The following is a 13175-nucleotide window of genomic DNA, read 5'->3' as shown; positions in this document are numbered from 1 at the left end:
GACAGTGCGATCGGAGTGCTGGCTCCGGGGCCATCCGCCTTTCCGGCAGGCAACGGCCCGCCACTCGCAACCAGATCAGGCAGCCGACGAGAGCGCAATTGTTGAAAGGTGAAGCTTGCGAAAGCAACCGCGCTTGCCTTCGGCATCAGCGCGTGACGACATCGATGCGATGTTCAACCGTTGACGAGTTACCGGGGCTGAGTCCAACAGGAGCGACCAACATGTCCCGAGCCATGAGCGACCACGCAACGGCTGTCCCTAAGCCTGGTCCTGCAGCCAATCCCGCTGATCGCTTGTCATGGGTGATCCAGAGGGGCTTTTCGCTTCGGTACTGGCCGCCTTGTCGGCTCTGCTAGGCGCCTGCGGTGGCGATAACGATTCGGGGTCGGCGACGCAGGCACGATTCCCATCGACGGCTGTCAGTGTGGGCGACGGCAGTCAAGGCGGCGCCAGCGGCAACCCGGTATCGGAGCCAGGCAAGGCCATCAGCGCACCTGTCATCTCGATCTCGGTACAGCCGCAAAGCATTACCGTAACTTCCGGCCAGACCGCAACCTTCTCCGTGACCGCGTCGGGCAACGGGCCGCTGATGTATCAATGGTTGATCGACGACGTCAAGATCGCTGGTGCGATGAGTTCGAAGTACACCACAGGCGCTCTATCTATCGGTGATACGAACTCGGTATTTTCGGTCGTCGTCAGCGACGTGACGGGCAAAGTCACCAGCGCCGGTGCCAAACTCAGCGTCAGGCCGCCGGAGACCGGCGTGACGGCCCCCAGCATCACGTCGCAGCCGCGCCGTCAGTCGGTGCTCGCCGGGCAGACCGCAACCTTCTTCGTGGCGGTCGAGAGCAGCCAGACGCCCACCTATCAGTGGCGCCGCAATGGGGTTGCGATTCCAGCGGCCATTGGCGCCAGTTACACGACGCCGCCGGTCGCGTCCACCGACAACGGCGCCAGATACAGCGTTGAAGTCCATTGCGGAGCGGGCTCGACAACGAGCGCCGACGCAATGTTGAACGTGACGTCTGCAGTTGCCGCATCCAGATAGTTTGGGCCGTCTCGATCGCATCATCGGTGCGGCGTGACGGGTTTCGATCGTGAATCGACATGATGTCGGGACGGAGGGCCGTGGCCTGGAGGCAACAATCAAGCCAGAGGTGTTTGCAGTCCGTGGGCGCAATTCGGAATGTCCGGAACTTTTGATTGCGACCACGTATTCACGATGATTCGATTTCTATTAATTTCGAAGGAAGTGCCATGCTTACTAGACATCTAGTTCTTGCATCCGCGTCTGCACTCTTCGCATTGGCTGCGCCCATGGCGCACGCTGCGCGAGCCGTGGTCATCAACCCGGCCGGCGGCTGCGGTCTGGCTGACGGCAACGGAAACTTCGTCTTCACGACCGATACCAAGGCCGTTGTCACGCAGAGCAACAACGACAATGCGACGTTCCAATGCCAGGCGAATGTGCCACCGTCCGCATCGGGCTCGGCAGCGCGATTTGACTTTGCATCAACGTGAAGCTTGTGCGGCCTCTACACTTCGAATGGTTTACAAATTACCGACCAATGGCATGAAACTGTTTCGGCCAGCGGTCAGGCAACGTTGATCTGCTTTGTCACCGGAAAGCCATAAGACTCGCGCAAGCGATCCAATCCAGATGCCCCGTGAATCGGACGAGCATGGCCGGCAGCGTCCATGCCCAATGGAAAAGTTGTGCATGTCGGTTTCCTGGTGAACGGGACGATCGCCACCCGTGGCAGGCACTGGTATCTCGGGAATCGGAAAACCGTGAGCGGCGGCCCTATCGAGGGCGCGAGGGAAAAGCGCGCGCAGTCCACCGCGTAAACCACCGACTTCTCCCGAATCGCAAACGATACAAACCACGAATTTCAGCCTTCGTTATATTCTGCTGTATATTACGAGGTCAACGATTACGACAGGTATTCGAGCAGCCCCTGCTACCGAAGGCAGGGCAGGTTCGATTGCAGCGAGGGCGGGATGGGCAAACGAGCGCAGCTAGAGTTGAGCGACGGCGTCGAATGCGGCGTGCTGTCGGCGACGATCGTGCCGCTGAGGCGGCGCGAGGATGGTCCGCGCGCGGAACGGATCGCGACCGTGGTCGATGCGTTCGGGCGTCTGCGCGGCAGCGTGCTGCGTGTTGTCGCGATGCTCGCGCCGCATGGTGCGGCTGTCCCGGCGGCCGGCGACGCGGATGCGCTGCGCTTCGACCGCTTGCTGACGTTGCTGTCGCGGCAGGCCGAGCTGGCCGGATTTCGCCGCCTGTCCGAGCTGAATCGATATCTCGAGCGCGCGGCGTTCGCGGAACGGCACCGGGATGTGATCTTCGCGCAGTCGCCGCCGGCCGGCGACGCCGAACTGCAACACGCTGCGGCGGCGCTCGAGCGACTCGATGCGGAACTGGTCGCGCTGTGCGTCGCGCACGTGCTGGAATGCCATCCGCAACCCGCGCCGACGCATGCGGCCGCGATCCCGCGCCGCGAGATCGACGCGCTCGCCTGAGTCGCTCACTGAACGAGGCCTTGCGATGGAGACGCCCCCGTTTCGACTGTCCCCGCTGGTGTCCGGCTCGTCCGATTCGAAGCCGATTCAGCCGTTGCAACCGCTTCAGCCGTTGCAGGATCGCTGCTGCGAACGCCCGCCGCTACCCGCACCGGCCACGCGGCCTGCGGCGCCGCGCAGGGCACGTCTTGCCGAGCTCGATCCGCATATTCACTGCTCGGTGATCGGCACATGCCTGACGACTGCGGAACTGCGCAAGCTTGTGCCGCGTTACACCGACGTGGATCGCGAGCACGCGTCCGACCTGCAGATCCATAACGCGGCGGTCGAACTGGCGGCGCAGGGTGGCGACGGCGCGAAAGCGCTGCACAAGGCGCTGGATCAACGTTATGCGCCGGCGCTCAAGCGCGTCGGGCTCGCAAAGGACGTCGACGCGCTGCGCACATTGTGGCGCGATGCGCTGAAGACGGGCGACGTACCGCCCGCGTACTGGGCCATCGTCACGCATCCGGCGGCGACACTGGAGATGCGGCAGCTTGCATTCGGCGACGTCCACATGCTGTCGCATCTGGTGGGCGCGGCGAACCGTGCCGACATCCGCCGTCTCGTCGCACTCGAAGACGAGAACGCAGCGCTCACGGACAAGATCGAGCGCCAGCAGGCCCGGCTGCAGACGCTGGCCGTCGAGCGCGATGCCGAGGTGCGTGCGCTGCGCGCGACGATCGATGCGCTAACCGCGGTGGTGAACCGGCGCGCGGCTTCGGCGGACAGCGACCAGCACGCGGAACTCGCGCGGTTGCGCGACGCGGTGAGCGAGCGCGACGCGATCGTCGCGCTGCACGCGAGCCGTTGCCGCGCAGCCGAGGACCGGTTGAAAGAAGAACAGTTGCGCGTGCAGGCGTTGCGCGCGCAACTCGACGAGGGTCGCGACACGATCGCGACGATGAAGAGCGAAGCGCACGCGATGGAACAGGCCATCCTGCGCACAATCGCCGAACCTGAGAGTATGCCGCCGACACTCGAGCGCGCGCGTGGCAAGCGCATCGTGTACGTCGGCGGCCGCCCCGGATCGCACGCGGCGATCCGGCGGCTCGTGGAATCCGCCGGCGGCACGCTGACCGTTCACGACGGCGGCATCGAAGACCGCAAAGGCAAGCTGGCGGCGTCGATTCCCGGCGCGGACCTGGTCGTGTTCCCGGTCGACTGCATCGACCACGATTCGATGAACACGCTGAAGCGCGTGTGCGAGCGGCATCGGATTGCGTATCGCCCGCTCCGGACCGCGAGCGTCGCCAGCTTCGTCGACCTGATGAGCGACGACCAGGACGATGCGGCGCAGCTGTCGAGCTGCACGCGCGTGTCGGCATTCTGCCTGCGGCACGGGTAGTGCCGCGCCGCGTCAGCGCTGCATGAGTTCGGTGAGGGCCGCGATCTGCTTCGCGCAGTGCTTCTGCGCCTGAAGTTCGATCGCGCGATAGAGCTGGATGATTTCTTCGCCGACTGGCGTCAGCGTGCAACCGCCGCCGCTGTGTCCGCCTTGCTCCGATACGGTGGCGGGCGAAGTCAGCGAACGGTTCAACTCGTCGATCAGCAGCCAGGCCCGACGATACGACATGCCGAGGCTGCGTGCGGCCGCCGAAATCGAACCGTGCTCATGCACGGCTTCGAGCAGCGACACCTTGCCGGGCCCGAGCGCGACCGTGTCACCCTTGCGGATGCGCATGCGGAAACTGACCTGGGGGGCGTCGATCGCGGGCCGCGTCGCGGCGGTGGTGGGCTTCGTCATGCGCGACAGGATACACGAACGTGTCGTCCATGCGCGGGGGTCGCACGGGCCGCTATCGAACCGGCGGAAAGCACACCACGTAGTCCTCGCAGCCGGGGCACCCCGGTGCGGGAGCGGGTGCCAGGCCACGGGACCGGGCGACTTCCTGCGCGAGGAATTTCTTCCAGCGCAGCGGTTCGACGTTACGCGCGGCCAGCGCGGGGAAGTAGCGCGCCAGCATGCCCGTCACGGCTTCGCGTCCGTCGAGACCGAGGTCGCGCCACAGGTGATCGGGGCGCAGGCACGCGTGCGCGATGATCGCTGCGAGGCAGTCGGCATCGTCCTCGTGTACGGCGTGGCTGACGTCGCGCAGCAGCAGCGCGTGCAGTGCGGCGACGAAATCCGCATGCGCACGATCGTCGATCACGATCAAGACCGGCAATGCGGATGCGGCGACAGGTTCCAAGTGCGGAAAATGCCTGGCGAGCAACGCGACGAGCCGCGCACGCGGAAGCCCGAGCAATGCCAGTTCGCCGCGGCCGATGCGTGCCGCGACGAGGGTGGAAAACAGGTTCGCGTCGGGGGAATCAGCGTCGTCCGCGCCGGCCAGCAGCGCGTGCCGATACCGTTCGCACGCCTGTGCGGCGCCGGACGGATCGGCAGAGGCCGGTGCGTGCGTCACGCTCGTTACTCGACGCCGACGATCACGCTCGACGCCTTGAAGATCGCCGTCGCCGCGTTGCCGCTGGCGAGCCCGAGCCGCTCGACGCTGTCGTTGGTCACGATCGCGACGATTTGCGCACCGCCTGCAGCGGTGATTGCAACCTCCGCGTTGACGGCCCCCTTCGTGACCGACGACACGGTGCCTGCGATGCAGTTGCGGGCCGAAACCTTGCTGCTGTCGACGTCGACCATCACGACGACCGACGACGCCTTGACCAGCGCGAACGCGGCGGAGCCGGTCGCGAGCCCGAGCGATGCGGCGCTGCCGTGCGTGATGACGGCGACGATCTCGAGGCCGTCCTGCGTGCGTAGCGTGACTTCGTCGTTGACGGCGCCGGCCTTGACGGCCGAGACCTGTCCGACGAAATGATTACGGGCGCTGGTTCGCATGATGAATCTCCGCTGTGGATGCCGCTGCCCGACGGGCAGCGGTGAGTGAATAGAGTGCGTCGGCCAGTTTACCGCCGTTGAACGTGGCCAACCGCATGCGAATGCTATGCCGCGAATCAGGAAATATCCACCGAATTGCGCGGATTGCGCGGACTGCAGCAAGGCGACCGTTGTGTATCGATCGCTATGACGCAGTGTCGATCACTCGTGTGCGGCGGAATTCGTCGCAGCATTCGCCGCCTGCGGCGCCGCGTTCTGCGCGCCCGGCGCCACATCCGCATCCCACCCGCCGCCGAGCGCGAGGAACAGCCGCACCTGGTCGGCCGCGACCTGCCCTTCGGCCGCCGCGACCTGCGCGTGCACGCTCGTCAGCGTGCGGGTCGCATCGAGATCGGAGATGAACGATTCGCGGCCGGCCAGGTAGAGCCGGTGCGTTTCGTCGGCCGAATTCCGCGCCGATTCGTAGGCCGTGCGCAGCGCGTCCGTGCGTTGCGTGTCGGCCGCGTAGGTGGCGAGGGCTGATTGCGTTTCGCGCAGCGCGCTCAGTACGACCCCGTCGAAATGCGCGAGCGCGCCGCCCGTCGCGGCCTCGGCCTCGCGCACGCGCTCGCGCTGGCCGTTGAGCGGGAACGTCCAGCTGATCAGTGGACCGAACGACCAGCGATTGGTGGTCGGCGAGAACAGGTCGGCGGCGAGGCCGGTCGTGCCGGCCGAAGCACCGATGCTGATCGACGGGTACAGCGCACCCGTCGCGACGCCGATCCGCGCGGTGGACGCGGCCAGCTGCCGCTCCGCTTCGCGCACGTCGGGGCGGCGGCGCAGCAGCGCGGCGCCGTCGCCGATCGGAATCGGCTGGCGCAACTGCGGCAGGCGCTCGCAGGTGGCGACCGCTTTCGGCAGGTCGGCGGGCGCGCGAGCGAGCAGGGCGGCGAGCTGGTATTGCGCGACCTTGCGGCGGCCTTCGAAACGCGGGATGTCGGCGGCGAGCGTGCGGACCTGCGTGACGCCGCGCGTCACGTCGCTCTGGTTGCCGCGCCCCGCATCGCGCAGCCGTTGGGACATCGCGACGCGCTGCTTCTGCAGCGCAAGCGACTCTTTCGCGATCGCCAGTTCGTCGCCGGCCGAGCACGCTTCGACATACGCGCGCACGACGTCCGCGACGACCGAGATGCGGGCGAGATCGCCGGCCGCCTTGACGGCGTCGCTGTCCGCGCGCGCGGCTTCGACGCCGCGCCGCAGCTTGCCGAACAGGTCGAATTCATATGACACGTTGATGCCGAGCGTGCCTTCGTTCACGACCGGCAGCTTGTTCTCGAGCAGAAACTGCTCGGCCGATTCCTGCGCGCGCTGCACCCCGCCTTCCGCACGGCCGGAGAACCCGCCCTGTGCATTCGCGACATCGATCGCCGCACGCGAGCGCGCGAGGTTCGCGGCCGCGACGCGCAGGTCGGTGTTCGATTTCAGCGCGCTCTGCACCAGCTCGTTGAGAACCGGGTCGTCGTACAGCTGCCACCAGTTGCCGGGCACCGCGTCGTGCGACACGAGCGTACCGTTCGCGCCGTCGAGCGCGCCGTTCGCGAGCGGCGCGTTTACGTACGCCTGCTGCGGCAGACGGTAGTCGGGGCCGACCGACTTGCAGGCGCCGAGGGCGAGGGCGAGCGGCGCGAGCGCCGCCGCGAGCCGGATGCCGTGCCGCGTCATTGCGACGCTCCCGCCGCGCTCGCGGCCATTGCCGACGCCGGCAGCGTCGCAGCCGCGCCGCTCGCGGCGTTCGGTTTCGTCGTGTTATCGCGGCGCTTATCTGGAGAATCCGTCGAGCGTATCGCGACGGTTGCAGTGCGGCCCGCGATCATCCGGAAGTCGTCCGGCACCTCGTCGAGCGCGACACGCACCGGCACGCGCTGCGCGAGCCGCACCCAGCTGAACGCCGGGTTCACGTTCGGCAGCAGGTTCGCGCCCTGCGTGCGGTCGCGGTCCTCGATCGCGGCGACGATGCTCTGCACGTGTCCGCGCAGCACATGCGGTTCGCCCATCACCGTGATGTCGACGGGCTGGCCGATATGGATGCCGCGCAGCTTGGTTTCCTCGAAATAGCCGTCGACGCGGAACGAATGCTGGTCGACGACCGACAGCACCGCGTGCCCGGCCGGCACGTATTCGCCGACGCGCGGCGCCCGATCGTTCAGGTAGCCGTCCACCGGGCTGACGATCGTCGTGCGCTGCAGGTTCAGCTTCGCGGTGTCGAGCGACACCTGCGCATCCGCGAGCGCGGCCTCGCCCTGTTCGACGCGCGTGCGGCTTTCCTCGACCTGCTCGCTCGCGACGAGGTTGCCGAGCTGCTGGTTGCGCGCGTACTCGCGCTTTGCCTGTGCGAGCGTTGCGCGGCGCTGGTCGAGCGTCGCTTCGGCGAGGCGCTCGGCCAGCGTGTAGCGCGCCTGGTCGATCACGAACAGCACCTGGCCGCGTTTCACCGGCTGGTTGTCGACGACGTCCACCGACGTGATCAGGCCCGACACGTCCGGCGCGACCTGGATCACGTCGGCGCGCACGTGCCCGTCCCGCGTCCACGGCGAGAACAGGTAGTAGTTGATGATCCGCCACAGCACGAGGCCGGCCACGATGACGACGATCAGGGTGAGCAGGATCTGTCCTGCGGAGAGCCAGGTTTTTTTCACGTTCTTTTCGCGTTAGGTAGCCACGAGATGGTAGGAGACGATCACGACGGCGGCCAGCACGAACACGTAGATGCCGAGGTCGAAGATCGAACGGTGCCAGACGAGGCGATAGAAGCCGATGCGCGTGAGGCCGGCGCGAATCACGACGTTGATCAGGTATGCGATCAGCATCAGCACGAGCGGGGCCGGCACGAACACGCCGAAGATGTCGATTTCGCCGATCATGGTCGCGGTTGCAGGAGCGTGGAGGTGGAAAGCCGGTTCATGCGTGCGTGCCTCCCGAGGTTTGCGGCGCCTGGCCGGCCGACGCAGGATACAGCGACAGCCGCAGGCCGACGAGCGCATGCAGCGTGTCGCGCAGCCAGCGGTGCGCCGCGGGCGCGACCGGCTGGGCGTCCGCCGCGGTGTTGGCCGGGATGTCAGCCGCGGTGTCGGCCCCCTGCGCGGCCGGCAGGTTGAGGTCGGCGACCCGGCGCAGCGCGTCGTCGATCGTCTCGCGCAGCGCGGCCGGCGCGGGCTGGCGCTCGTTTGCGGCCGCGCAGCGCGTGAAGTGTTCGGTTACGCCGGCCAGCACGCGGTCGATCGCGTCCGGCACGTCGCCGCCGAGCTTGCGGCGCGTGCGGCGCAGGTCGAGCGCGTTCAGCGCGATGCGCAGGTCGCGAAAGCTCTCGATCGACGGATGGCGGTGATCGTCTGATGCGCCGAGGCGCGGCAGCAGGTGCGTCACGCGATCGAGCATCCGCGATGCGTGGTTGCGCTGGTCGTCGAGCGGCTGCGTCGACGCGGACCGCGCGACGTCTTCCCAGCCCGAGCGCAACAGGCGCCGCACGGCCAGCTCCGCGCCGAACGGGCGGGTTGCGCGGGTCCACACGAACGCGAACAGCAGCCCGGCGACACCCGCGAGGTTGCTGTTCAGGAATACGAGGAAATCCGCTTCGTAGGCACTCTGGATGCTGATGAACGTGGCCGTGTTGACCGCGACGAGCATGGTCACCATGTTGAACTGCGGGCGCGGCAGCAGCGTGCCGACCAGGATGAACGGCCCGGCGAATATCAGCACGAGCATCTCGAAGTCATGCACGTGCGGCAGCACGACGAACAGGTAAAGCCCTGCGAACACGACGCTTGCGCAGGTCGACAGGAAGAACCGGAACACCATCGGCGCCGGCTCGTCGAGCGCCGCGAAGAAGCTGCACGCGACGGCGAGGAGCGTGACGGCGCCTGCGCCGTCGTGCCAGCCGGAGCTCACCCACAGCCAGCAGCCGGCCAGGATCGCGCAGACCACCGACAGCGTCGAGAACAGCATCATCCCGCGGTCGAAGAAGCGCTCGGTGCCGCCGAGCCGCCAGTGCCGGTAGCGCGGCTGCCACACGCCGGATTCGTTCGCGATCAGCGCGCGCAGCGAGCGGCAGTCTTGCCAGATGTCGATCACCTGGCGCAGCCGCCACAGCGCGTTCGACAGCAGCGCGCCGTCCCAGCTCGCGAGCGCGCTGTCCGGCGGCTGCAGCGCGGCGATGCGCGCGCGCAGCTGGTCCGCGACCGGATCATGGGGCACGTCGCCGGTGCTCGCGGCCTTCAGCGTCGGCAACGGCGCGTCGAACCACTTCGCCGCGTCGGCCAGCAGCTCGTCGAGCCCGGCGGGGCGCAGATGCAGGTCGCGCATCAGCGCGAGCAGCGGATCCGCGAGCGACGACATCAGCGGCAGGAACAGCTGCATCCGGCCGGCGAGCGCCTGTGCGCGCGCGAGGATGCGCGGGTGCGCATGGTCGTAGCCGAGCTGGCTGATGAGAAACTCGAGGCCCGTGATCGTCGACGCGAGACGCTGGCGGCACGCGGACAGCGCCTTGCCGGCGATATGGCCGGACAGCGTTTCTCGGCCATAGAACGCGGCATCCTTGAACCAGCCGTCCGTGCGCTCGATCAGCGTCGGCGCGAGCCGGCTCGGGAAGATCGTGCTGCCGACCACGCTTGCGCAGACGATGCCGAGCACGATCTCCTCGGTACGCGCGATCGCGACGTCGAAGATCGTGGTCGGATCGGTGACGGTCGGCAGCGCGATCAGCGGCATCGTGTAGCCGGCGAGCATGAACACGTAGCTGCGCGCGGTGCGGTCGGAGATCGCGAGGTAGAGCAGCGTCCCGCACCACGACGCGACGATGACGCTGAACAGGAACGGCGTCTCGACGAACGGCGGCACGAACAGGATCGCGGCGGCGGCGCCGAGCGCGGTGCCGAGTGCGCGGTACAGCGCCTTCGAGCGCGTCGCGCCGACGAACGGGTTCGACACGATGTAGACGCTCGCCATCGCCCAGTACGGGCGCGGCAGCTGGAAATACAGCGCGAGGTACAGCGCCAGCATCGACGCCGCGAACGTCTTGACCGAGAACAGCCAGTCGCGAATGCTCGGGTAGCTCATGACGGGCGCCGCTGCGGGTCGGGATGGCGCGCTGTGGCATCGTCCGCGCCGGTTTCGTTGAACGCGTTCAGCACGCGCAGCGCGGCCTCGAGGTCGGCACGCGTCACGCCCTTCAGCGCGTGGGCGCGCAGCGTCCGCAGATCGTCCTCCATCATCGCGGTGACCGATCGGCCCGCGGCGGTCAGCGAGATCGTTTTCGCGCGGCGGTCGCTCGGATCTTCGTCGCGGCGCACGAGGCCGGCCGCGCAGAGCTGGTCGAGCAGCCGCACGAGCGACGGCCCTTCGATGCCGACATGGTCGGCCAGCGTGCCTTGCCGCAAGCCTTCGCCAAGGCGCCCGACCATCAGCAGCGGCGCCGCGCAGGCCTCGGAGACGCCGTACGCGGTCAGCACGGCGTCGCTCGTGCGCCGCCACTTGCGGGCGGACAGCACGAGCAGGCTGCTGACGGCGAGGCGGAGGTCGTGCAGGTTTGTCATGGCCGAGATGATAGGGGCAAAACAATTCGATAGCAAACTATCGGTTTTTGTCATGTACACGTCATATCGGCAGGCAGATGCAGGCCGGGATGCAGGCAATTTAGGGGGTGAATCCGGCGTCGGTCAAGACGGGAGACGGGGCGGGGCGGTGGGGGACCTGCGCGAGCATGCGTGTCAGGTATGGTGCCGGCGATGTAGATGGCGAATATGCGCGCTGTCGGGCATTCATCTGATGTAATCCGGGGAGTGAGTGGGTGCGGCGAGGCTTTCGACGATGCAGGTGAAGATCGGCGTACGACGGGCTAACGCAAGGACGGATTCGAAGCGTCATACGTCCGCCAGACGGGCTTGTTAAACTGATCGGCCGCTCCGCAAAGCGCCTCCGGTCACGGTTCCGCCGTCGTCCGGCGTTCCGTCTGACGAAGCGCCCGAAGCAACAGCGACACGCGATCACAACCCTTATCGATTCTTGCCTGAACCAGGTATGTCAACGCCTGAAATGGTCTCTTCCGAACACTCGTGGTGGGGCGTGCTGGCATTGGCGCTTTCCGCGTTCATTTTCAACACCACGGAATTCGTGCCCGTTGCGCTGCTGAGCGCGATCGGCGACAGCCTTCACATGCAGCCGACCGACGTCGGCCTCATGCTGACGATCTATGCGTGGACCGTGGCCGTCGTGTCGCTTCCGTTGACGGTGCTCACCCGGCATGTCGATCGTCGCAAGCTGTTGACCGGGGTGTTTCTGCTGTTCATCGCCAGCCACGTCGTCACCGGCGTCGCATGGAATTTTCCCGTGCTGATGTTCGGCAGAGCGGGCATTGCATGCGCACACGCAATCTTCTGGTCGATTTCAATCTCGTTGGCGGTGAGGCTGGCTCCACCTGAAAGGAAGAGCCGGGCGCTCAGTCTGCTTGCAATGGGCACGTCGATTGCGATGGTGGCGGGTATTCCGCTCGGGCGCGTGATCGGCGAGGCAGTCGGCTGGCGGGCGGCATTCCTGACGATCGCACTGGTTGCGGCGATCGCGCTGCTGATACTGCGCGCCACGTTGCCCGCGCTGCCGAGCCAGCAAACGGGTTCACTGCGAAGCTTGCCCGTTCTGCTCAGGAAGCCGATGCTGGTATCGCTGTACCTGATCACGATCCTCGTCGTGTCCGCGCACTTCACGTCGTATACGTACATCGAGCCGTTCGTCCATAGCGTCAGTCATGCAAGCGGGAGCCGGATCACCTTCATTCTGATTCTGTTCGGCAGCGCCGGCATCCCTGCCGCATTCTGCTTCAACCGCATCTACCCGCATCGCCCCGGGACTTTCCTGCTTGCGTCGGTCATTGCGATTGCCACGTGCCTGCTGGTTCTCTTCCCTTCCGCGCTGAGCATCGTCACGCTGTCCGTCCACACCGTGATCTGGGGCGGCGCGATCGTCTGTTTCGGCCTCGCGATGCAGGCATGGGTGCTGCGATTGGCGCCGGACGCGACGGATCTCGCCGTATCGATTTTCTCGGGTTTGTATAACGTCGGCATCGGCGCCGGAGCGCTGCTCGGGAATCACATCGCGGGCGATTTCGGATTGCCCTGGGTCGGCACGTTCGGCGGTGTCGTCGGAGGACTCGGGGCAGGCATCTGCTGGTTGGCGCTGCGCGCACAACGCAAGGTGGCGATCGCGTAAGCGATGCCCGACCGGCGGCCTGCCACAACGAAGATTTTCTTTCTGGTCGCAACACAAAATCTGCTTTGTCGAATGTCTCGCGCCAACGGAAGAATAGGTTCGGCGCAAAGCTCCGGACGTTGTCCGGGCCTTGGGCATCCGCGTCATCTTGTCGGTCTGCGACTTCCGGGGCTGACGATGTGCGGCCATTTCGTTACCGACCCAGGAGAGACTTCATGGTGTACCTGCAGATCACCCTCAATATCGCAACCGACAAGCGCGCTGCCGCCGCGAACGTGTATCAGATGTACAAGGCGCCGTTCCTCGATACGATCGCCGGCGCGAAATCGAAGGAATTGCTGGTGCGCGATGCCGACGTGCAAGTGCTGCACGGCTTCGACACCGAAGACAACGCGAAGGCCTATCTGACCAGCGACCTGTTCGAGCAGGACGTCGTACGCGCGCTCTCGCCGCTGCTCGACGCCGCGCCCGAGATCCGGATCTATCAGGTCGCGTAACGGTGCGACGGCAGCCGTGCTATTTCAAGACGCGCCGT

At 66.5% G+C, this 13175-nt stretch carries 14 protein-coding genes; 6 read left to right on the top strand and 8 right to left on the bottom strand.

Annotated elements, in window-relative coordinates; genetic code table 11:
* Window positions 1-298: 298 nt before the first annotated feature.
* From G3N94_RS00470 to G3N94_RS00455, 4 genes are all read left to right on the top strand, one after another.
* Window positions 299-1051, top strand: coding sequence for an immunoglobulin domain-containing protein (locus tag G3N94_RS00470; protein ID WP_205789703.1), 753 nt, complete (start codon window positions 299-301; stop codon window positions 1049-1051).
* 269 nt (window positions 1052-1320) lie between these two features.
* Window positions 1321-1524 (top strand): hypothetical protein, encoded by a 204-nt coding sequence (locus tag G3N94_RS00465; RefSeq protein ID WP_205789702.1) that lies wholly within the window; start codon window positions 1321-1323, stop codon window positions 1522-1524.
* Window positions 1525-2004: 480 nt separating this feature from the next.
* On the top strand, window positions 2005-2526 hold the full coding sequence (locus G3N94_RS00460) for a hypothetical protein (RefSeq protein ID WP_205789695.1): 522 nt from the start codon (window positions 2005-2007) through the stop codon (window positions 2524-2526).
* 25 nt (window positions 2527-2551) lie between these two features.
* Entirely contained in the window at window positions 2552-3913 is a 1362-nt protein-coding gene (locus tag G3N94_RS00455) for a DUF2325 domain-containing protein (RefSeq protein ID WP_205789693.1), read from the top strand.
* Window positions 3914-3925: 12 nt separating this feature from the next.
* Here the strand turns inward: G3N94_RS00455 and G3N94_RS00450 are convergent, their stop codons facing one another.
* The 8 genes from G3N94_RS00450 to G3N94_RS00415 form a co-directional block, all read right to left on the bottom strand.
* Window positions 3926-4312 carry a winged helix-turn-helix domain-containing protein gene (locus tag G3N94_RS00450; RefSeq protein WP_241021455.1) on the bottom strand — a complete coding sequence of 129 codons (387 nt, stop codon included), beginning with the start codon at window positions 4310-4312 and terminating at the stop codon, window positions 3926-3928.
* A 52-nt stretch (window positions 4313-4364) separates the two neighbouring features.
* Window positions 4365-4904, bottom strand: a complete 540-nt coding sequence (locus G3N94_RS00445; protein ID WP_241021468.1) for a nitrogen fixation protein NifQ — start codon at window positions 4902-4904, stop codon at window positions 4365-4367.
* 74 nt (window positions 4905-4978) lie between these two features.
* On the bottom strand, window positions 4979-5404 hold the full coding sequence (locus G3N94_RS00440) for a TOBE domain-containing protein (protein ID WP_205789689.1): 426 nt from the start codon (window positions 5402-5404) through the stop codon (window positions 4979-4981).
* A gap of 201 nt (window positions 5405-5605) precedes the next feature.
* On the bottom strand, window positions 5606-7105 hold the full coding sequence (locus G3N94_RS00435; protein WP_205789687.1) for an efflux transporter outer membrane subunit: 1500 nt from the start codon (window positions 7103-7105) through the stop codon (window positions 5606-5608).
* Window positions 7102-8079 (bottom strand): HlyD family secretion protein, encoded by a 978-nt coding sequence (locus G3N94_RS00430; protein ID WP_205789685.1) that lies wholly within the window; start codon window positions 8077-8079, stop codon window positions 7102-7104. Before G3N94_RS00430 ends, G3N94_RS00435 begins: the two co-directional genes overlap by 4 nt.
* A gap of 12 nt (window positions 8080-8091) precedes the next feature.
* Complete coding sequence (locus G3N94_RS00425; protein ID WP_205789676.1) at window positions 8092-8304, bottom strand: DUF1656 domain-containing protein; 213 nt, start codon at window positions 8302-8304, stop codon at window positions 8092-8094.
* 37 nt (window positions 8305-8341) lie between these two features.
* Window positions 8342-10495 (bottom strand): FUSC family protein, encoded by a 2154-nt coding sequence (locus G3N94_RS00420; RefSeq protein WP_205789674.1) that lies wholly within the window; start codon window positions 10493-10495, stop codon window positions 8342-8344.
* Window positions 10492-10971, bottom strand: coding sequence for a MarR family transcriptional regulator (locus G3N94_RS00415; RefSeq protein ID WP_205789672.1), 480 nt, complete (start codon window positions 10969-10971; stop codon window positions 10492-10494). Before G3N94_RS00415 ends, G3N94_RS00420 begins: the two co-directional genes overlap by 4 nt.
* Window positions 10972-11455: 484 nt before the next feature.
* Here G3N94_RS00415 and G3N94_RS00410 point away from each other — a divergent pair, with 484 nt between their 5' ends.
* Complete coding sequence (locus G3N94_RS00410) at window positions 11456-12640, top strand: sugar transporter (RefSeq protein WP_205789665.1); 1185 nt, start codon at window positions 11456-11458, stop codon at window positions 12638-12640.
* Window positions 12641-12855: 215 nt separating this feature from the next.
* Window positions 12856-13137, top strand: coding sequence for a hypothetical protein (locus tag G3N94_RS00405; RefSeq protein ID WP_205789663.1), 282 nt, complete (start codon window positions 12856-12858; stop codon window positions 13135-13137).
* Window positions 13138-13175 lie beyond the last annotated feature (38 nt).

Source organism: Burkholderia sp. Ac-20353 (genome assembly GCF_017104785.1).
Lineage (GTDB): Bacteria > Pseudomonadota > Gammaproteobacteria > Burkholderiales > Burkholderiaceae > Burkholderia.
This window is presented reverse-complemented; position numbering and strand designations above follow the sequence as displayed.